Source organism: Chryseobacterium endalhagicum, assembly GCF_016745235.1.
Lineage (GTDB): Bacteria > Bacteroidota > Bacteroidia > Flavobacteriales > Weeksellaceae > Chryseobacterium > Chryseobacterium endalhagicum.
In genome coordinates this window covers 996,184-1,015,924 of sequence record NZ_JAELVM010000002.1, presented here as the reverse complement: position 1 = coordinate 1,015,924, position 19,741 = coordinate 996,184, and the positions used below count along the sequence as shown (strand labels likewise).

The window sequence follows — 19,741 nt, the reverse complement described above, 5'->3', positions numbered from 1 at the left end:
CACTCTCACTCTACAACTCTCCGACTCAATTACTCTCGTACCAATGGCATTGTAGAGCATCTCAACAATCCTCCCATTTTGGAGATTTCTCTGTAAGGAATTTCTTCTACGGTCATTCCCCATTCGTTTCTCAGGTGGTTGTTCATTCTTGTGAATGTTTTGTCTGATACCACAACTTCGGGAGAAATGGAGAAAATATTCGGGAACATTTCAAACATTTCCTCATCATTAAGATGGAAACAGTTTTCTTCCCCGAAAATATCAATGATCAGGCGGTAATCGCTTTCATCTACAAATCCGTTTTTATAAATCAGGCACTTGTCCTTCCCTACCGGATTGAATGTACAGTCCAGATGTAAGATTCCTTCAAATGGAATTTTGTCATTTTTCTTCAATTCAAGATCAATGATTCTCTTCTTCGGAAAGTATTCTTTTAAAATCTCAATAGCGTATTCGTTGGTTCTTGCTGTTTTATAGTTTCTGTAATCTTCACTGAAGCACGTTCCTATAAAAAGGAAATCATCCCATACGATTACGTCTCCGCCTTCAATGTGGGCTGTTTCCGGAAGGTTGATGATTTTTCTCCACGCTACTTTTTCAAAAACTTTTTTATAGGCATCCTGCTCGTCTGCCCGGTCTGCGATCACGTTTGAAATGATCATTTTATCGTCGATCACAAAAGCCACATCTCTAGAAAAAACCTGATTGTAATCTTTAATAATGCTTGGGCGAAGTACTTCTACATCATATTTTTTCAATACCGCTTCAAAGGCATTCATTTCGTTGATGATATCCTCTTCTTTAGGATACATATTGTGTTCGATGGAGTAATAGGACTTGGCGTCATAGCTTTCCTCCAGTGTGGGAACGGCTCCCATTGAATTAGGCTGGCCTAGAACAACTGATTTCAGCCTGCCCGTTTCGTTTTTAATGTTTAGTCTCATAAAGATTTATGCAATACTACAAATATAGGTAAAGGTCTCTATCTGGAAAACTTTTGAATTGCTTTATCCACATAATTTTATCCGATATTCCGGTTACTCTAAGGAAGGTTTTATTTACAGTTATTTTATCCGCATAATACAATAAATGCAGAAAATACCACCATGCGATACTCACTTATAATTTGGCTGCACGCGCTTATTGCTAAAGTATACGCGCTTACTTAATATAACTGGTTTTACTTTCTGGTGACTACTACATTAGCAGTATTAATTAATTTTAAATCTTATTATTATGAAGAAAAACCTTACCTTTTTATTAACTGTTTTATTGACAGTGGTATCAGTAACCAGTTTATTTGCCCAGAATTCTTTTAGCGTTAAATACGTCGGACAGACAGGTAATTTAAATCCTGCGCCTATATCTATAAAAGTAGAAGCGGACTATAATCGGCATAACTTTATTTACGCTCCAGTTCCCTCTAGTCAGACAACTCCTGTTCTTGTAAGTAATCATATTGCTAATAGTGCAACGGTTGCTTACCTCTTGGCTCCAACTCCCAATCCGAATAAATCTCAGTCATTTGAACTGTTTCATTTAAAGGTTATATGGGGTGATACAACTGGATTTCCTATTGCATTTGTGTATACTTTCAATGATGCACAGATATTATCTGCCAATAATGGAAATGAAATAAATGTATCATTGCCACACGCCAACATACGACTAAAAGCAATCCATTCAGGCACACATGTTCTCTATCAGATCACTCTCAAACCAGTTTAAGCGAGTCGATCAGTATTCATCATAAAAAATAAGCTCTGTTTTTGCAAGCAGGGTTTATTTTTTTATTATTTCCAATAAAAACCATCCTGCCAATTCATCTACAACCTCCTATTTTCCATCTACATACAAACATAATATTTGATTAGAATTAAAAATAAATTCCTATATTAGTGATATAATTTCAGCTGAATTATAAAATTAAACTTTACTATTAACATCAAAAAATCAAAATCATGAACAAGAAAAATCCAGTGCTGAAAAATGCACAAAAATTAGGAAGAGAACAACAAAAAGCAATCGTAGGAGGTGGCATCAACAGACCGAGATACTGCTGCGAGTGGAATGACGACGGAAGCTGCAGAATCTGGACTTGTGGAAACTGCGTTTGCCCATAACGAATAATTACTACCTGCTTTCTCAAGCAGGTTTTTTTGTACTTTACAGCGTTATTAACTCTCCGTTTAATCAATAAATCTTCATATCATGTTTAGGCTAAAGCCAGTGGATTTTTGATTTATTAAGTAAATGGGCTAAAGCCCATTCCTATTGAATCTCATGATAAAAATAACAATAAAAAATCCCAAAGCAAGCTTTGGGATTTTGTTTATGATAAAAACAGGGATTATCTGTTTGTAATATCAATATAGTCTCTTTTCTGAGCCCCCTGGTAAACCTGTCTTGGTCTTCCGATAGGATCTCCTTTGATTCTCATTTCTTTCCACTGAGAAATCCATCCCGGTAGTCTTCCTAATGCAAACATTACGGTGAACATTTCTGTAGGAATTCCTAACGCTCTGTAGATAATACCTGAATAGAAATCTACGTTTGGATATAGTTTTCTTTCTACGAAGTATTCGTCTTCAAGAGCTACTCTTTCCAACTGCATAGCAATGTCAAGGGCTTTATCCTGAATACCTAGTGCGTTAAGGATATCATCAGCTGCTTTTTTAATGATCTTCGCTCTTGGGTCAAAGTTTTTGTAAACTCTGTGTCCGAAGCCCATTAGACGGAAGCTGTCGTTTTTATCTTTTGCTTTAGCTACCCACTTGTTAACGTCTCCACCATCTTTTTCGATCAATTCAAGCATTTCGATTACAGCCTGGTTAGCCCCTCCGTGAAGAGGACCCCAAAGTGCAGAAACACCCGCAGAAATAGAAGCGAAAAGACCTGTGTGAGCTGAACCTACCATTCTTACAGTAGAAGTAGAACAGTTTTGCTCGTGGTCAGCGTGAAGGATTAATAATTTATCAAGAGCATCTACAATAACCGGATTAACTTCAAATTCTTCGTTTGGTAATCTGAAAGCCATTTTGTAGAAGTTTTCTACGTAGTTCAGGCTGTTGTCTCCGTGGTTAAGCGGAAGACCCTGAGTTTTTCTGTAGGTCCATGCGCAAAGGTGAGAGAACTTAGCAATCATCAATTCTGCAGCGTGGTCCATTTCTTCTTTAGAGTTTACGTTAACGGCTTTAGGGTTAAAAGCAGTTAAAGCGGAAGTTAAAGAAGATAAAACTCCCATAGGGTGAGCAGAACGAGGGAAAGCATCGATGATTTTTTTCATCTCCTCTGCTATAAAGTTATATTTTTTGATATTGTTGTTGAAAGAACTGAATTGGTCCTTATTAGGTAATTCCCCATGTAATAAAAGATACATTACTTCTGTGAAGTTAGATTTCTCAGCAATCTGTTCGATTGGATAACCTCTGTAGAATAATTCTCCTTTATCTCCGTCTAAGTAAGTGATGTCGCTAAGGGTAGCTCCTGTGTTTTTGTAACCTAAATCCAGAGTGATTAAACCTGTCTGGTCTCTTAATTTCGAAATATCAATCCCTCTGTCTCCGATAGTACTATCCACGATTGGATATTCATATGAATTACCGTCGTAATTCAATATTACTTTGTTGTCTGACATTATTTATTTATTTTGTTTCTAAATATACTACTAATTATAAAATACGGCAAACAAAAATTATCGCTTGCCGTTATTTATAAATTCAATTATCTTTTGATTTTAAATGCATCTAAACCTGGGAAAAAAGCCGTATCACCCAAAGCCTCTTCAATTCTCAACAGTTGGTTGTATTTCGCCATTCTGTCTGATCTTGAAGCCGATCCTGTTTTGATCTGTCCGCAGTTCATTGCTACTGCCAGATCTGCAATCGTAGAATCTTCAGTTTCTCCGGACCTGTGAGACATTACTGAAGTGAATTTGTTATTCTGAGCCATCTGTACAGCATCCATTGTTTCTGTAAGAGAACCAATCTGGTTTACTTTTACAAGGATGGAATTGGCGATACCTTCTTTTACTCCTCTTGACAGTCTTTCTACATTGGTTACGAATAAATCGTCCCCTACAAGCTGTACTCTGTCTCCGATTTTATCGGTAAGCATTTTCCAACCTTCCCAGTCATTTTCCTGCATTCCGTCTTCGATAGAGATGATAGGGTATTTAGCTGCTAATTCAGCAAGGTAAGAAACCTGCTCGCTGCTGGAGAATTGAGCTGCATCAGCAGTCTGGAATTTTCTGTAATCGTAAATTCCGTCTTTGTAAAATTCTGAAGCCGCACAGTCAAGAGCCAACATGATGTCATCACCCGGCTTATACCCTGCTTTTTCAATAGCCTGAAGCAAAGTATCCAATGCATCTTCAGTTCCTTTGAAAGTAGGAGCAAAACCTCCTTCGTCTCCTACCGCAGTAGAAAGACCTCTTGAATGAAGAATAGATTTCAGGTTGTGGAAAATCTCAGTTCCTTTTCTTAAGGCGTGAGAAAAAGAATCCGCCTTTACCGGCATGATCATAAACTCTTGGAATGCAATAGGGGCATCGGAGTGAGAACCACCATTGATTACATTCATCATAGGAACAGGAAGTGTATTGGCATTCACTCCTCCTACATATTTATACAAAGGCATTCTTAATTCAGCAGCAGCAGCTCTGGCTACAGCCAAAGAAACGCCTAAAATTGCATTAGCACCCAGGTTTCCCTTGTTCGGAGTTCCATCAAGATCAATCATAATCTGATCGATAAAGTTTTGCTCAAAAACCGGCTGCCCGATTAAGTTTTCTGCAATGACTTCTTTTACATTTTCAACAGCTTTCAGGACTCCTTTTCCCATATAATCCGAACCACCGTCACGTAATTCCACTGCCTCATGTTCACCTGTAGATGCCCCTGAAGGTACCGCAGCACGTCCCATGGCTCCGCTTTCCGTAAATACATCTACTTCAATGGTAGGATTACCTCTGGAATCCAAAATTTGTCTCGCTTCTATGAAAGAAATTGCACTCATATTGTTTAGTTTTAACCCATCCGCGATCGCTTCAGGCTGTTTTATTAATAATTATACTTGATCACAAATTTAATGAAAAAACTAACCTGATGAAAAAAGTGGGCTTTAATATTTGGTAATAAATCAAAAATTCTCCAAAGTTTTTTATAATTTGGAGAATCTGGAAATATATTTAATTACCTGTCTGTGTTACAATTTAAATTTACCTAATCCCACCAATAAATTGAGTGCAACGATGAGATTTCCTTTTTTCTCATATTCTCCCTCAAAATTCCTTCCGAACGAGAAAGTGAGTCTTTGGTTTTTCGCCAGTTCGTATTCAAAATTAAGGAGGTATTTCCAGGACGATTCAAAATCGGATTTATTTAAAATACTTCTGTAGATACACTCTCCACTCAAAAGAAATTTTTCATCAAACAGTTTGAATACAAGTCTGGACCCCATATCCAAAGTATGCAGATTTTCTTTTTTCAGTTCAGGGTTTGCTAACGGCGTTTCAGGATTGTATAAATATCTTGCCATGAAAATCAGGGTTGAAGGATGCTTCTCCCAGTTATAACCACCGGTAAGCCAAGCTCCCATTTTGGTAATTTGTGTATTATTAAATTTATTATTTCTAAAATCTAATACCGTTCCCATTGACATGTCGAGAAAATAGCCGTAGCGCTCTAATTTAATATCCTGAGCTATTTTTGTTATTTGCTGTATTTTCTCTTTATCATCTTTTTTATTTTTATGATAATCCTTTATTTTGACTTCAATCTCTTCGAGTAGTTTTTCTAAATATTTATATTCCGGGGTATCTTTTTTACCGGCATCTTCCAAAAGTATTTTTTTCTGCAATAGAGAGCTGTTAATCCTATCAAGTTCTTCTAATTCTGGATCTCTTTCACTACTATCAATTCTTTGTTTTTGTAAGATTTTGTGGACTTCATGAATTTTCTCCAGGCCTTTCATAGTCTCATCACTATACTTCCCTCTTTTAATAGAGAACTTTATCCCAAAGCCCAGCCTCGATTTTTCTTCAATATTCTGTTCTTCATCTTCTGCTATCCCTTTAAAAGCAAGGGAAGTCACAAATGTCTGTTTAAATGTTGTCAAAAAGTTGGAATCGGTTCTTAAATCCTGATATTTCCCACTCAGTTTAAAGGGGGCCAGGTCAATCGCAAATGAAGTCGGCAGACTGGAAAAATTACTTGTCCCTTCTCTTAAGGAAACCATTATACTTTTCAGATCTGTAGGCTTTTCAATATCAGAATTGGCAATTCCTAAAAGGTTAGCTCCTGGAGATGCCTGAGCTCTTAATACATCCAGATCAATTCCTTTTTCTTCCTGTGCAGAACAAAAATGATGAAATACCAGAAGTATTAATACAAAACTCAATTTTAGTGTTTTCATGATGTTTTTTTAATAGAAGGTAATATGATGTGTATATGACGAAACTTCCCCTTGATTCTTCACTTCAGAAGTGTGTGTGTCATTATAAATAATTGTTCCATTTTGTCTGATCTTTACAGTCAGAATCGTTTTATCACTATCTGTGCTTAGATCCTGTATCATGGATTCTATGCTCAGAACATTCCCGATCAGTTCATTACACGTTCCTATTAAAATATTATCTGTTGATACTTTAATAGATTTACTAGGCTGATTGGTTCTCAATATTTTAAAAGTAGAAGTTCCGGCTTGTCCTTCTCCTCCAAAATAAATTGAGACAGTGACTGGAGATTCATCAGAGGGAAGCCTTAAATTTTTAGCGGCAACATATCTGCTGTCGCTCTCCTGTGCAGCAGATATAGCACTGCTCATCTGCAGTTCCATAATTTTGAAATTGAGCAGTTGGGCCTGTGTGTTTATAATTCTTGCTAATTGATCTTTTTTAGTTTTCATGGCTATTAGTTTTATGATTCAAATTTCAGCTTTAAAAAGAAGCATGTCAATTACACAAAGGGGTGATTATAGAAACAAAAAAGCACCACTTTTCAGTGATGCTGGCTCTATAATTATTTTCTTTTTCTACAATAAAATCCGGAAAACGACTTCCGTTCCTGACCCTTTAGACATAAAACACATTCTGCTTCATCTCTATGGATAATATTAACAACCCGGAGGACATAACCCATTCCGATCAAACCATTCTTCCATCTCAAAGGTATTATTAGGTTTTATATTGATAATATAAGTAAGTTGTTGAAAATATTTTAACTCATACTCATCTCCCATATCAAAAAGAGTAACTAATGCGGGTAATAATACTACCTGAGCATCATTTATGAAAAGGTCTCTGGGAAGAAAAATTTTTCTTGTATTTCTATTTTTTAAGCCGTGAGTTGCTCCAAAAATAAAATTATCTAATGTTACAGAAATATTTTTTTCAAAATTTTCCTTATAAATATTATATTCATTGTTCTGGATTTCTACCGGAAATGCTACATTAAATAAACTATACCTAATTTCAGATTTTCTATCTAAACTCACTAAAAGTTCTATCTCTCCTTTGATTTCAGTAAGTTCTAAAATAAGTTCTTCACATTCCTTATGTGACTTAATAAATTCGAGGCACTTCTGAGATAGAGAAAAATTCTTATTCAGACTCTCACTTTGTACTAAATCAGATTCTAAAAATGCATTCCTCATTTTTGTCATCAAATCCAAGCTTATTTTATGATTGCTTAGATCTCTTGATACAATTTGTGCTTCCATATTATCTGTTTTGGGGTTTACTTTCAAATGTAAATAAAATTTTTGATAAGAGTATCCACAGTTGTCGTGGTTTTAAATTCTTTTTTAAGACATAAAAGGTGAATACAGAGACCTGTTTTCAGTGATGCCTTATAAACATTTTTTAAAAAGTAAAATACTGAAAACAACCTCTGTCCCTACCCCTTCAGAGAAAATATGACATACACCGTTCTGCTCCTGCATACGACGCTTCATGTTCCTGAGACCGTTTCCTTCCGGTTTTTCGCTATTAATCCCTATTCCATTATCTGAAACCCTCATTACAAATTCTTTACCTGTCTGAGTAAATGAGAGCCTCAGCTGACTGGACTGGCTGTGCTTGTAGGCATTGTTCAGGCTTTCTTTAAGGCACAAGAACATATTCCGTCTCATTTCTGTGGAAATTGAAGTATCTGAAATAATATCTACGCTTTCGGACCAGAGTTTTATTTTGGTTTTTTTCAAAAAGTTATCCGCATATTGTATGGCATAATCTATAAAACTTCCAAGGGTATCATTTCCTGAGTTCAGACTCCACAGCATTTCGCGCATGGAAAGGTTCATTTCTTCCGAGGTTTTCAGAAGTTCATCGATATCATTCTGCAGATCATCATTATCAGCTTTCTGTTTTAAGAATTCTGCCTGGAGTTTCAGTGCTGAAATTCCGGCTCCAAGGTCATCATGCATGTCGTGGGAAATGCGTTCTCTTTCTATCTCAATGGATCTCTGCTTTTCGAGTTCTTTCTGGAGGAGCTGATTTTGGTGTTCTGCTTCATTGAGCTGTTGTTCTTTAAAATATAAAAGTTGCTTTCTATTGTACATTAAGACTACAAAAATTGTAAAAGCAGCCAAAAGTATCACCAAAAGCAATGCAATTAAAAAAATAAGTTTTATTTCGGACGGTAAAGATTTCATTTTTTGTTCATCATATTGTATTTGTGTAAAGCTATATAAAATAATATGCTGCTGATAATATTAATTACATTCAGCAGCTGTTTCAGTAAATGCAGAAATGGTTTATCTATTTCATTCAGCAGATACATCGGTGTAGTTCTAAAAATAAAAAAACAGCTCCATAAAAGTATAGAAGATGATATCCAGAAAACCGGATCATCTGTAATTTTAGATTCGTTGATATTGTTTAATTTATAACCACACCAATAGAGCACCTGTATAATATTGGTAATGCAATAAAGAATGGCAAAACTTAAGCTATATTTATCTAAATAAAATAGTCCGGGATTAAAAAGTATTCCAATCAAAGTAATGGTAATCATTCCGATAACCATTTTTCTGCTTTTCACATTCAAATAATAAAAACAGGTAAAGTAAAGAATATTGAATAAATTCAAATAATTATACTGGATAGATTTGGAACTAATAATATTCAGTTCCGAAAAAAAATCCACTCCAAAATTAATAAGCAGGAAAAAAAAGAAATAGTCTTGGGAAGAAAACTTTTTTCTCCCCAAAACTATGGCTGCTTTTATTAAAACAATAAAAGAGATAATATAGTAAATAGTTATCAACATTTTTATGGTTCCAGACTGCCCTGATCATAATAAGGAAAATGGGCTGTCAACTGCGCCTTGGTGTTATCTGAAGGTATTGAAGCCAAATAAAAAGATTGTATCGTTCCACGTGTAACATGTTTTCTCTCTCCAAAACACAATTCAAAATCAATATTTTCTACAGTCTTTTCTTTACAGCCTCCTAGATATTGTCTTATTCTGTCAGTGTACTTCTTCACCTTGCGGAGATCATATTTTTGGCAGCATGGAACATAATTACTCGTAGAAGCATTTCTAATTCTTATTCCCAAAGCACTAGCCTGAAAATTTATGCAATAAGTGTTCAGATTAGCTGAGGGGATATGATAAGGCTGGGATACATTAAACACAGCATATGTGGCATCCAGCAGATCAGACGAAGCATCAGCTATAAAAGAAACTACTGCATACAGATGACCTTCACGGCTTGCTAAAGCTTCGCTTTCCTGTGGTGCTGCTTCCAAAATTTTAGTGATTTCTAATGAAGGTAGTTCCATAAAAGATATCTTCATATCGACATAGCCTGCACCTAAATGATCTGTAACAAGCGTTTCAAACATATTAAAGTTAACAGATAATGGAGACTGTATTCCTGGTAAAAGACTAATAAAATTCGCTCTGTCCGTGGAAAATTTACTATCTTTTATAGGATCTGTAAAAGCATATTTCATACTTCTATCATTAATATATTTCTTCACACGCATCTCATATTCAGTAAGATGTTCTTTATTATTTAAATCGTCTATTTCTCCAGATTTTTCTAAAGAAATGATAAATGCTTCCACTGAGCAATTGAAATCTTCTTCTAATGTTTCCATAGCTTTTAGTTTTTTAGTTTTTAAAATGGTTAAATTTATTTATAGCTTCTACCTTATTGCTCACGTGCAGCTTTCGGTAGATATTTCCTACATGTTTTTTTACGGTATCAATGCTGATGAATTTCTTATCGGCAATTTCTTTGTAAAGAAGTCCCTGTGAAAGAAGCTCAAGAATTTCCTTTTCGCGCTCGGTAAGGTCATCAAAGTCTTTGGTTTCCGGGAGCTTTTTTTCGAAGTGGCTTAATACTCTTCGTGCTATGGAAAGACTCATGGGTGCACCTCCGTTGTAGACATCACGGATGGAAGACAGGATCCTCTCCATACTTTCTCCTTTGATCAGGTAGCCCATAGCTCCGGCTTTCAGGGAATTGAAAATCTTTTCATCATCTTCAAAGCTGGTACACATGATGAACTGCGTTTTCGGCATATCTTTTCTGAGTTTTTCGATGATTTCTATGCCGAGCATATCCTGCAGCTGAATATCCATCATGACAACATCCGGGGCAATAGCGGGAAGATTTTTCAGGGCATCATTCCCGTCGAAGAACTGGGCAGCCACCCTCATATCATCCTGATAATTGATAACCTTCTTCAACGCATTGTTGTAGTTCTTTTCGTCTTCTACTATGGCTATGGAAATGCTCATTGTTTTTTTGTTTAAGACAAATTTCGGTAGAAAACAAGGCGGAAACAATTACACTTTTGTGTAATTTAAAGACTTGAGTTCAGGGTTATTGGTTTGTTTTTATTACCATTAAATTTAACATTTTTTTTAGATTTTATCAGTCAATTCAAAAACAATTAATATTAATTTAAAAATCCGGGATAAGAAGTTAAGACTAAAGGGCAGGAAGCTGGAAGAGGGAGGATGGAAGTTACTTCCAGACAATACTATTCAACAGCTGCCTTTAAATTTGTTGAAGCAGATTAAAAAAATAATTAAAAACAGCAGCGATGTATTTGCTTTGGACTTCAATACCTTCCCTCTTCCAACCTCTGACTTCCTGTCCCTATTATATAAACGAAAATGCCTTATCCTGAACTCAGGTTAATTTTAAACTTATCCTTTCTTAACCATAAAATAAAAACGTCCCTGAAAAACAGAGACGCATATGTGTTGAGTAAGGGTTAGAATAAAAACTTATTTTACAAGCTGATCAAGAATAGGTGTATCAATACTGCTTATTTCCTGAATATCTTGATCATTGATCTGTTCAAAAACCTGAATGGTATTTTTCCCTTTCTTCAGCCAGACCCCGGGAACATAAAGCGTTAACTGCGGCCCTACTTTACTCCAGTATCGTCCTATATTCCTTCCGTTCACAAAAACAATTCCTTTTCCGAAGTTTCTCATATCAAGAAAAGTATCTCCGGTCTCATTAAGATGGAAATGAGCTTCTTTTATAACCGGTGTTTTTAAAGCTATAGATTTTGAATTTGCCGTAATCTCAGGCATTTTATCAAAGGGTAAAGGAAACATTTCCCAATTCCGGACAATTTCTTTCTCACTGATGGTTACAGGACTTATAATTCCTTTGAGGTTATGAACAATTTGTGCTCCATAATTGATCCTTCCCATATTTTCGACAAGGATATCCAGAACGTCTCCCGATCTGATGTCAATATCCAGATCATATTTTTTATAATAACGGTTCAGTTCGCCTTTCCAGACTCCGTTTACATAAATATTAGCGTAATCTCTCAACCCTTTTATTTCAAGCTTTCCCTTTTCGTTTTTTTCAAATTTTCTGCGGTAAAGAACATAACCATGCCCCAAACCAAGATCTTCAAAAGTCCGGGGTTGGTCTGCCTTGACCGGGCTTTGCTTTTTAATCAGATCAAATAAAGCAGCCGTTTTGGAAAACTGTATGTTTTTAAAAGTGATTATTTTGGGAGCTTTTGGGACTTCAGGAAGCTTTTCCTTATTAATTTTCTGAAATATTTTTCTTAAAGCATTGTATTTCGGAGTTGCCCAGCCAGCTTCCGTGATAGGTGCATCATAATCGTAGCTTGTCATGTCCGGCTGGATATCATGATCTTTATCGTAATTGGCTCCGCTGGTAAAACCAAAATTCGTTCCTCCGTGAATCATATAATAATTGAAAGAAACGCCATTTTTGATATACAGCTCAGATTGTTTCACAACCTCTTCGGTAGAAACTTTAGGAAAGGGTTCTGCCCAGTGATCAAGCCAGCCGGGATAATATTCTGCCACCATGTACGGACCTTTACCCCCATGGTATTCATTGATTACTTTTTTCAGCACTTCGATATCACTTTCTCCGTTAGCTGTGGGCAAAGCACCATCAATGGAACCTCCTTTAAACAAAGAGCTGCCATCTGATGTAAAAAAAGGAACGGATAATCCTGATTTCACCAGCAAATCTTTTATTTTATGGCTGTATGTTCTGTGCTGTTCCAATGAGATATCTTTCCGTTGGGCAACATAAGACCCGAATTCATTTTCAGCCTGAACCATAATAACCGGGCCGCCATTATTAATCTGCAGGGGAATAATCTGTTTCGCCAATTCATTGATATAGCTTTCGCACTGCTTCAAAAAAGCCTCATTATCTGTTCTTATTTCTAAATTCTTATTTTTCTGCAGCCACCACGGGTACCCGCCGAATTCCCATTCTGCACAAACATATGGCCCCGGACGGATAATCACATACAAACCTACTTCCTGTGCTGTTTTAATAAACTTTTTCAAATCTTTTTCCCCTGAAAAGCTCCATTTTCCTGGCGATTCTTCGTGATAATTCCAAAAAACATAGGTGGTGACGGTATTGAGTCCCATAGCTTTCATCATTTGCAGCCGGTGCTTCCAATATTCTGACGGAACTCTTGGATAATGCATCTCTCCGGAATAGATGGTAAAAGGTTTTCCATTCAATAAAAAATGGCTGTCCTTGATTTCAAAATTCCTTTTCTGAGAATGCATTACATTAACCGTGAAAAAGAAAATAATTATGTATAAATAATGACAGAAAGATTTCATATTATAGCATGATTTTTGTAAAATTAAAGAATAAAATTTAAGCTCCATATTAAACTTAAAAAATCATGAAAAAAAGTCTCATCGTACTGAATGCCGTACTTGCAATAACTGTTATCAGCTGTAAAAAATCAGGTGAAAGCGGAAACAAAAGCGTACTTAAAACGGATAGCTCTGAAACTGTGATCACAGATAGCAATGGTAAAATTGATTCTGCAACCCAAAGCTCCTCAACGATTGAAGTGAACGGGAAAAGAGTAACAAAAACAGATTTCGTTTATAAAGCAACAGACGGATCTCTGGTGAAGGTAGTATTCAAAAATGATCCAGAGGACAGCAACGTTGCCATTACCAGCAACAAAAAGACGTTCACACTTCCAAAAACGGAAACCAAGGATGGTGAAACGATCTACAAAAAAGATGATATGACTGCAAGAGTGAAGGGAGACAGCCTGCACCTTGAACAGGGAAATAATGTGATTGAGTTGAAGAGAACGAAGATTTAATCGGAGTTTGGAATACGGGTTATTCAGCATAAAAAAACTGTTCAGGTTCCTGAGCAGTTTTTGTTTTTTAATCCGCACTTATCTCAATAGGATTACTTGTAGCCTTTAGTCTTTTTGCAATTTCATCATCTATTTTACCCGTTTTACTACTTTTTTTTAAATCGTTATAATTAAAATCGGCAGCGTATCCGTTTTTCATAATAACTCCTACTTTGCCAGCTTTTACATCTGCTGTAAAACTTTCAACATCGCGATCAAAATTAAAATTTTTATTTTTTATTAATTTCTCATATTCCATCTGAGTTACTACTTTACTGTTTTTGGGTAAAAGTGAAAAAACAGAATGAATTTTTTTAGTTTTAATTAAGTTAAAAATATGTTCTTTTTTACTATCACTCAATTGTATTATAAGCCCGGGTAGCCCATAAAATTTATATGGTCCATCACTTAAAGGATAAGCTGTAAACCAGGCTTCCCAATCTCTCCCCTTATAATTTTTCAAACTTGCTTTTTGGCAATTCATGTTATTAATTTTCTCAAATTCTTTTTCTAATTTCCATTTGGGAATTTCACTATCAATCATTACCAGACCTGCACTTGCAAATTTTGTATAAAACTTTATCTCTTGTAACGAATAATCCTTTTCTACAACATAAATTAAATTATGATCATATCTTTCAGTTTTAAGAATAGCTCCAAAATCTTTGCTGCTGTTGTATGTAGAATCTGCTTCGTATTTTGTACTATTATAAAAAAAAGATTTCTTTCCATCACTGTCAAGATTCATGTAATTTATTACCAAAGAGTCTTTTCTAGTGGTATCCGGAATCATTTTATATTCGTATACAAAACGATAGCTTTGCCCAGATACTAGAGATATTAATAATAAAAAAAACAAATTGTACATATGATCGTTAATTGCTATTAGTTTGGCTGAAGTGAAAGGCTTTTGGTACATGCATAATAACAACCTTCAGCAGTGGCAGTATAGCCCATAAAAACAGTTCCATTATCTCCTGTGCAATAGCAGGCTTTACCTTCACCTCCTTTCAGGTTTTTCAATTTTTCTTTCGAAATTTTTTTAAGATTTTTCATTATTTATATGTTTTAAATATTTTGCCATTATTGATATTCCAAACTTAAACCATCATTAGAAAGATTACAATTAATAGGGATACAAAATAAAAAACAACTCAAATATCAAAAGAGAAATAAGAAAAACATTTAAAATCTTCAGCATTACAATTTTAATAGCATAATTTTTTAAACTACAAACAATAAAAAAGCCATCCGGATCGGATGGCTTTTTATATATATCTGAATGAATATTATTCTTCAGTTTTTTCTTCAGTAGTGTCAGCTTTAGCTTCTTCTACTTTTTCTTCTACTACAGGAGCTTCAGCAACTACTGCTTCAGCTTTTTTAGTAGTAGCAGTTGATCTTCTGCTTCTTCTTGTAGCTTTTTTCTCCTCTGCATTCGGGTTGTAAAGCTCGTTGAAATCTACCAATTCGATAAGAGCCATATCAGCAGCATCACCTGGTCTGAAACCTGTCTTAATGATTCTTGTATAACCACCGTTTCTTTCAGCGATTTTCGGAGCTACAGTTCTGAATAATTCAGCAACCGCAAATTTATTTTGAAGGTAAGAGAATACTATTCTTCTGTTGTGTGTAGTATCTTCTTTTGCTTTTGTTAATAGAGGCTCAACATATACTCTTAAAGCTTTCGCTTTAGCTACAGTAGTGTTGATTCTTTTATGCTCAATTAGAGAACAAGCCATATTAGAAAGTAAAGCGCTTCTGTGAGAAGCTGTTCTTCCTAAGTGATTGAATTTTTTACCGTGTCTCATTATTAATTATTTATCAGCGTCTAACTTATATTTTGCAACGTCGAAACCGAAGTTAAGACCTTTTGAATGCACTAATTCTTCTAGTTCTGTCAAAGATTTTTTACCAAAATTTCTGAATTTCATCAAATCAGACTTACTGTAAGAAACCAATTCTCCAAGAGTTTCTACTTCAGCTGCTTTCAGACAGTTAAGGGCTCTTACGGAAAGATCCATATCTGCTAGTTTAGACTTAAGAAGTTGTCTTGTGTGAAGTGTTTCTTCATCGTACTGGATAGATGCTTTTACAGCTTCAGTTTCAAGCGTGATTCTCTCATCAGAGAACAGCATGAAGTGATAAATTAATATCTTGGAAGCTTCAGTTAAAGCATTTTGAGGACTGATGGAACCATCAGTTTCTATATCTAATACAAGTTTTTCGTAGTCTGTTTTTTGCTCTACACGATAATTTTCAATGCTGTATTGTACTTTCTTAATTGGCGTGAAAATAGAGTCAATAGCAATAGTTCCTACAGGAGCATTGTTTGACTTATTCTGTTCTGAAGGAACATATCCTCTACCTTTTTCAATATTGAAAGTAATTTCGAAAGTTACATCACTGTTTAGGTTGCAGATCAAAAGATCCGGGTTCAACACCTCAAATCCGTTGATAGACTTTCCTAAATCACCAGCAGTAATAACCGTCTGACCTGAAACTTTAGCAACTACCTGCTCGTTGGCCTGGCCTTCTGCTGAAGCTTTTAATCTTACCTGCTTAAGGTTAAGAATAATTTCGGTAACATCTTCGATTACTCCTGGAATAGTTGAAAATTCGTGCTCTACACCTTCTATTTTGATAGATGAAATAGCGTATCCTTCCAGAGAAGAAAGCAACACTCTTCTCAAAGCATTACCGATTGTAAGCCCGAAACCTGGTTCTAGAGGTCTGAATTCGAATTGACCTTTAAATTCATCAGAGTTAAGTAAAATTACTTTATCGGGTTTTATGAATTGTAAAATTGCCATATTATTGGGTTGAGCAAAAATTTGATTAAAAAATTATTTAGAGTAAAGTTCGACGATAAGCTGTTCCTTGATGTCCTCCGGAATCTGGATTCTTTCAGGAGCAGAAACGAAAGTACCTTCTTTCTTCTCATCGTTGAATTGTAACCACTCATAATTAGCTTTGGAAGCTAATGAATCAGTAACAACCTCAAGAGATTTAGATTTCTCTCTTACAGCGATCACATCACCTGCTTTTACTAAATAAGAAGGAATGTTAAGGATCTCACCATTCACAGTGATGTGTCTGTGAGAAGTTAACTGTCTAGCAGCAGATCTTGTTTTAGCAAAACCTAATCTGTATACTACGTTATCCAATCTTGATTCACAAAGCTGTAATAGAACTTCACCTGTTACTCCTTTGCTTCTGTGTGCTTTTTCGAATAAGTTAGCAAACTGTCTTTCTAAAATACCATAAGTATATTTAGCTTTTTGCTTTTCAGCCAACTGAATTGCGTATTCAGATTTCTTAGCACCTCTTCTTTTGTTAGGACCATGTTGTCCTGGCGGTTGGTTTTTTCTTTTTTCGAAGTTTTTATCATCTCCGTAGATTGCAGCACCAAACTTTCTAGCAATCTTAGTTTTAGGTCCAATATATCTTGCCATAATGGGTAAATTCTAAAAATTAAACTCTTCTTCTTTTCGGTGGTCTACAACCATTGTGCGGCATAGGCGTCACATCAATGATTTCGCTAACTTCAATTCCTGAATTGTGGATTGTTCTGATTGCAGATTCTCTACCTGCACCAGGACCTTTCACATACACCTTTACTCTTCTTAATCCAGCTTCGTGAGCAACATTAGAGCAATTTTCAGCTGCCATTTGAGCAGCAAATGGAGTATTCTTTTTAGAACCTCTGAAACCCATTTTACCGGCAGATGCCCAAGAGATAACTTCTCCGTTTTTATTTGTTAAAGAAATGATGATGTTATTGAAAGAAGCCTGAATATGCGCTTCACCAATAGCTTCAACTTTTACTTTTCTTTTTTTAACTACTTTAGTTTGTTTTGCCATAATTCCTAACGATTATTTACTTGCCTTTTTCTTGTTAGCAACAGTTTTTCTCTTTCCTTTACGGGTTCTAGAGTTGTTTTTCGTTCTCTGGCCTCTTAAAGGTAGTCCTAGTCTGTGACGTATTCCTCGTTGGCATCCTATGTCCATCAATCTCTTGATGTTCAATTGCACTTCAGATCTCAATTCTCCTTCTACTTTTACGTTTTCAGAGATATAGGTTCTGATTGCAGCCAATTCATCGTCATTCCATTCGTTGACTTTCTTGTCTTCGCTGATACCGGCAGCTTTAAGGATTTCGGAAGAAGTACTTCTTCCAACTCCGTAGATGTAAGTTAAACCGATAACACCTCTTTTGTTTTTTGGTAAATCAATACCTGCAATTCTCGCCATAATTTAATGTTAGCCTTGTCTTTGTTTAAATTTTGGGTTCTTTTTGTTGATTACAAACAGTACACCTTTTCTGCGTACAATCTTGCAATCAGCACTTCTTTTTTTAATTGATGCTCTAACTTTCATTTGAAATATTTATTTTTTTTACTGGCCAATGGAATCTTTCGATTTCATTTTGATAGTATTTATTTTTCAACAAGAGCCAAATGGAACAGGTATTCCATTTGGCATTTGTTTAATATCTAAATGTAATTCTCCCTTTCGTTAAATCATAGGGAGACATTTCCAGTTTTACCTTGTCTCCAGGTAAAAGTTTAATATAATGCATTCTCATTTTACCGGAAATATGCGCAATAAGTATATGCCCATTCTCCAGCTCTACACGGAACTGGGCGTTCGAAAGTGCTTCCGTGATAACGCCGTCTTGTTCAATATGTTTTTGTTTTGCCATAAATTAATATCCAGTCGTTCTTGACAATTTAGACTGCATTAAGCCATCATAGTGATGGTTCAGCAGATATGTATTAATCTGTTGAACTGTATCTAAAATTACGCCCACCATAATCAATAGTGATGTTCCCCCGAAAAATAGGGCAAACGCATCTGTCTGAACAAAGCTTCCATGCACTATTGCTGGAAGGACTGCAAAGATAGACAAAAATATTGCACCTGGCAAGGTAATTTTTGATAAAATATCATCTAAATAGTCAGCTGTCTCTTTACCGGGTCTTACTTTCGGTACTAAACCTCCATTTCTCTTCAAATCATCAGCCATTTGGTTTACCGGAATTGTAATTGCAGTATAGAAAAATGAGAAGATAATAATTAATAGCGCGAACAATACATTGTACTGCCAGCTAAAAACATTCTTGAAACCTGCAAGAAAAGTATTGGATTCATCGAATTTGGTCAATAATCCTGGTACGAACATCAATGCCTGAGCAAAGATAATCGGCATTACACCAGCAGCATTCACTTTCAATGGGATCCATTGTCTTGCTCCCTGCATAAGATTTCTGTTTACACCTCCTCTTGCTTGAGCTCTGCTTACATACTGGATAGGGATTTTTCTGACAGCAACGGATAATACCACTGCTAAAAGAACCACCAACATCCAGAAAATTACTTCAATAAGGATCATGATTGATCCCATCCCTCCTTTTCCGTTCTGCACGGCCATTTCCTGAACGAATGCTTCCGGTAATCTTGAAAGGATCCCCACCATAATAAGGATAGAGATACCGTTTCCGATACCTTTGTCGGTGATTTTCTCACCCAACCACATTGCGAATACTGAACCGGCAACCAGGATAACAATACTTGGTAACCAGAACATGATAGAATTTGGCTCTACATAGTATGCAGAAGAGAACTGAGCATATGGTAAGAATAATTGAGTAATAGAAGTTAAATAAGAAGGTGCCTGTACTAAACAAACTCCGATAGTTAACCATCTTGTAATTTGATTCAATGTATTTCTACCTGACTCTCCATCCTTCTGAAGTTTCTGAAGATAAGGAATAGCCATTCCCATCAACTGAACAATAATAGAAGCAGAAATATAAGGCATGATTCCCAACGCCATTACGGAAGCGTGGCTGAAAGCTCCCCCCGTAAACGACGAAAGCAAGCCAAGGAGACCTGCTCCTTGCTTGTTACCGCCTTGATTTTTATAATGCTCTAAGAGATCTCCCACTTCTGCAAGGTTAATTGCGGGAAGCGAGATATAAGATGCGAATCTATACACAAGGATAATACCTAACGTAAAGAGAATTTTATCTCTTAATTCCTTTAGGCTCCAAATATTTTTGAGTGTTTGTATAAATTCTTTCATTAGTA

Annotated in this window: 23 protein-coding genes; 3 read left to right on the top strand and 20 right to left on the bottom strand. The window is 35.8% G+C overall.

Annotation, left to right across the window (positions count from 1 at the left end; all coding sequences use genetic code 11):
* Positions 1-29: 29 nt before the first annotated feature.
* On the bottom strand, positions 30-944 hold the full coding sequence (locus JET18_RS14920; protein WP_202092306.1) for a dimethylarginine dimethylaminohydrolase family protein: 915 nt from the start codon (positions 942-944) through the stop codon (positions 30-32).
* A gap of 292 nt (positions 945-1,236) precedes the next feature.
* Between JET18_RS14920 and JET18_RS14915 the strand changes: the two genes are divergently transcribed.
* Positions 1,237-1,728, top strand: a complete 492-nt coding sequence (locus tag JET18_RS14915) for a hypothetical protein (protein ID WP_202092303.1) — start codon at positions 1,237-1,239, stop codon at positions 1,726-1,728.
* A gap of 233 nt (positions 1,729-1,961) precedes the next feature.
* Entirely contained in the window at positions 1,962-2,123 is a 162-nt protein-coding gene (locus JET18_RS14910) for a hypothetical protein (RefSeq protein ID WP_202092301.1), read from the top strand.
* A 227-nt stretch (positions 2,124-2,350) separates the two neighbouring features.
* On the opposite strand, the gene JET18_RS14905 is transcribed toward JET18_RS14910, so the two are convergent.
* The 9 genes from JET18_RS14905 to JET18_RS14865 all read right to left on the bottom strand — a co-directional run bounded on the left by JET18_RS14905 (position 2,351) and on the right by JET18_RS14865 (position 13,106).
* Positions 2,351-3,637, bottom strand: a complete 1,287-nt coding sequence (locus tag JET18_RS14905) for a citrate synthase (protein ID WP_202092299.1) — start codon at positions 3,635-3,637, stop codon at positions 2,351-2,353.
* Between the two features lie 86 nt (positions 3,638-3,723).
* The gene (eno, locus tag JET18_RS14900) at positions 3,724-5,016 is read right to left on the bottom strand and encodes a phosphopyruvate hydratase (RefSeq protein ID WP_202092298.1); all 1,293 of its coding nucleotides are present in this window, start codon (positions 5,014-5,016) and stop codon (positions 3,724-3,726) included.
* A 189-nt stretch (positions 5,017-5,205) separates the two neighbouring features.
* Positions 5,206-6,414 (bottom strand): hypothetical protein, encoded by a 1,209-nt coding sequence (locus JET18_RS14895; protein ID WP_202092297.1) that lies wholly within the window; start codon positions 6,412-6,414, stop codon positions 5,206-5,208.
* Positions 6,415-6,423: 9 nt separating this feature from the next.
* On the bottom strand, positions 6,424-6,906 hold the full coding sequence (locus JET18_RS14890; protein WP_202092296.1) for a hypothetical protein: 483 nt from the start codon (positions 6,904-6,906) through the stop codon (positions 6,424-6,426).
* 207 nt (positions 6,907-7,113) lie between these two features.
* Complete coding sequence (locus tag JET18_RS14885) at positions 7,114-7,719, bottom strand: hypothetical protein (protein ID WP_202092295.1); 606 nt, start codon at positions 7,717-7,719, stop codon at positions 7,114-7,116.
* Positions 7,720-7,848: 129 nt separating this feature from the next.
* Positions 7,849-8,652 (bottom strand): sensor histidine kinase, encoded by an 804-nt coding sequence (locus JET18_RS14880; RefSeq protein ID WP_202092294.1) that lies wholly within the window; start codon positions 8,650-8,652, stop codon positions 7,849-7,851.
* A 619-nt stretch (positions 8,653-9,271) separates the two neighbouring features.
* A complete protein-coding gene (locus JET18_RS14875; protein ID WP_202092293.1) occupies positions 9,272-10,105 on the bottom strand; it encodes a hypothetical protein in 834 nt (277 codons plus the stop codon).
* A 13-nt stretch (positions 10,106-10,118) separates the two neighbouring features.
* Positions 10,119-10,751 carry a response regulator gene (locus tag JET18_RS14870; RefSeq protein ID WP_202092292.1) on the bottom strand — a complete coding sequence of 211 codons (633 nt, stop codon included), beginning with the start codon at positions 10,749-10,751 and terminating at the stop codon, positions 10,119-10,121.
* A 495-nt stretch (positions 10,752-11,246) separates the two neighbouring features.
* Positions 11,247-13,106 carry a glycoside hydrolase family 35 protein gene (locus JET18_RS14865; RefSeq protein ID WP_202092290.1) on the bottom strand — a complete coding sequence of 620 codons (1,860 nt, stop codon included), beginning with the start codon at positions 13,104-13,106 and terminating at the stop codon, positions 11,247-11,249.
* 65 nt (positions 13,107-13,171) lie between these two features.
* Here JET18_RS14865 and JET18_RS14860 point away from each other — a divergent pair, with 65 nt between their 5' ends.
* The gene (locus JET18_RS14860; RefSeq protein ID WP_202092288.1) at positions 13,172-13,609 is read left to right on the top strand and encodes a hypothetical protein; all 438 of its coding nucleotides are present in this window, start codon (positions 13,172-13,174) and stop codon (positions 13,607-13,609) included.
* A 67-nt stretch (positions 13,610-13,676) separates the two neighbouring features.
* On the opposite strand, the gene JET18_RS14855 is transcribed toward JET18_RS14860, so the two are convergent.
* The 10 genes from JET18_RS14855 to secY form a co-directional block, all read right to left on the bottom strand.
* Positions 13,677-14,516, bottom strand: a complete 840-nt coding sequence (locus JET18_RS14855) for a GLPGLI family protein (protein WP_202092286.1) — start codon at positions 14,514-14,516, stop codon at positions 13,677-13,679.
* A gap of 17 nt (positions 14,517-14,533) precedes the next feature.
* The gene (locus JET18_RS14850; RefSeq protein WP_202092283.1) at positions 14,534-14,704 is read right to left on the bottom strand and encodes a bacteriocin-like protein; all 171 of its coding nucleotides are present in this window, start codon (positions 14,702-14,704) and stop codon (positions 14,534-14,536) included.
* 233 nt (positions 14,705-14,937) lie between these two features.
* Complete coding sequence (rplQ, locus tag JET18_RS14845) at positions 14,938-15,459, bottom strand: 50S ribosomal protein L17 (protein ID WP_202092281.1); 522 nt, start codon at positions 15,457-15,459, stop codon at positions 14,938-14,940.
* Positions 15,460-15,465: 6 nt separating this feature from the next.
* On the bottom strand, positions 15,466-16,461 hold the full coding sequence (locus JET18_RS14840) for a DNA-directed RNA polymerase subunit alpha (protein WP_040993543.1): 996 nt from the start codon (positions 16,459-16,461) through the stop codon (positions 15,466-15,468).
* A gap of 33 nt (positions 16,462-16,494) precedes the next feature.
* The gene (gene rpsD / locus JET18_RS14835; RefSeq protein ID WP_202092279.1) at positions 16,495-17,103 is read right to left on the bottom strand and encodes a 30S ribosomal protein S4; all 609 of its coding nucleotides are present in this window, start codon (positions 17,101-17,103) and stop codon (positions 16,495-16,497) included.
* A 19-nt stretch (positions 17,104-17,122) separates the two neighbouring features.
* Positions 17,123-17,512 carry a 30S ribosomal protein S11 gene (rpsK, locus tag JET18_RS14830; RefSeq protein WP_050378499.1) on the bottom strand — a complete coding sequence of 130 codons (390 nt, stop codon included), beginning with the start codon at positions 17,510-17,512 and terminating at the stop codon, positions 17,123-17,125.
* A gap of 12 nt (positions 17,513-17,524) precedes the next feature.
* Complete coding sequence (gene rpsM / locus JET18_RS14825) at positions 17,525-17,902, bottom strand: 30S ribosomal protein S13 (protein WP_002983260.1); 378 nt, start codon at positions 17,900-17,902, stop codon at positions 17,525-17,527.
* Between the two features lie 9 nt (positions 17,903-17,911).
* A complete protein-coding gene (gene rpmJ, locus JET18_RS14820) occupies positions 17,912-18,028 on the bottom strand; it encodes a 50S ribosomal protein L36 (RefSeq protein ID WP_007839480.1) in 117 nt (38 codons plus the stop codon).
* Between the two features lie 109 nt (positions 18,029-18,137).
* Positions 18,138-18,353, bottom strand: coding sequence for a translation initiation factor IF-1 (infA, locus tag JET18_RS14815; protein ID WP_034684855.1), 216 nt, complete (start codon positions 18,351-18,353; stop codon positions 18,138-18,140).
* Positions 18,354-18,356: 3 nt separating this feature from the next.
* On the bottom strand, positions 18,357-19,736 hold the full coding sequence (secY, locus tag JET18_RS14810) for a preprotein translocase subunit SecY (RefSeq protein WP_034725974.1): 1,380 nt from the start codon (positions 19,734-19,736) through the stop codon (positions 18,357-18,359).
* Positions 19,737-19,741 lie beyond the last annotated feature (5 nt).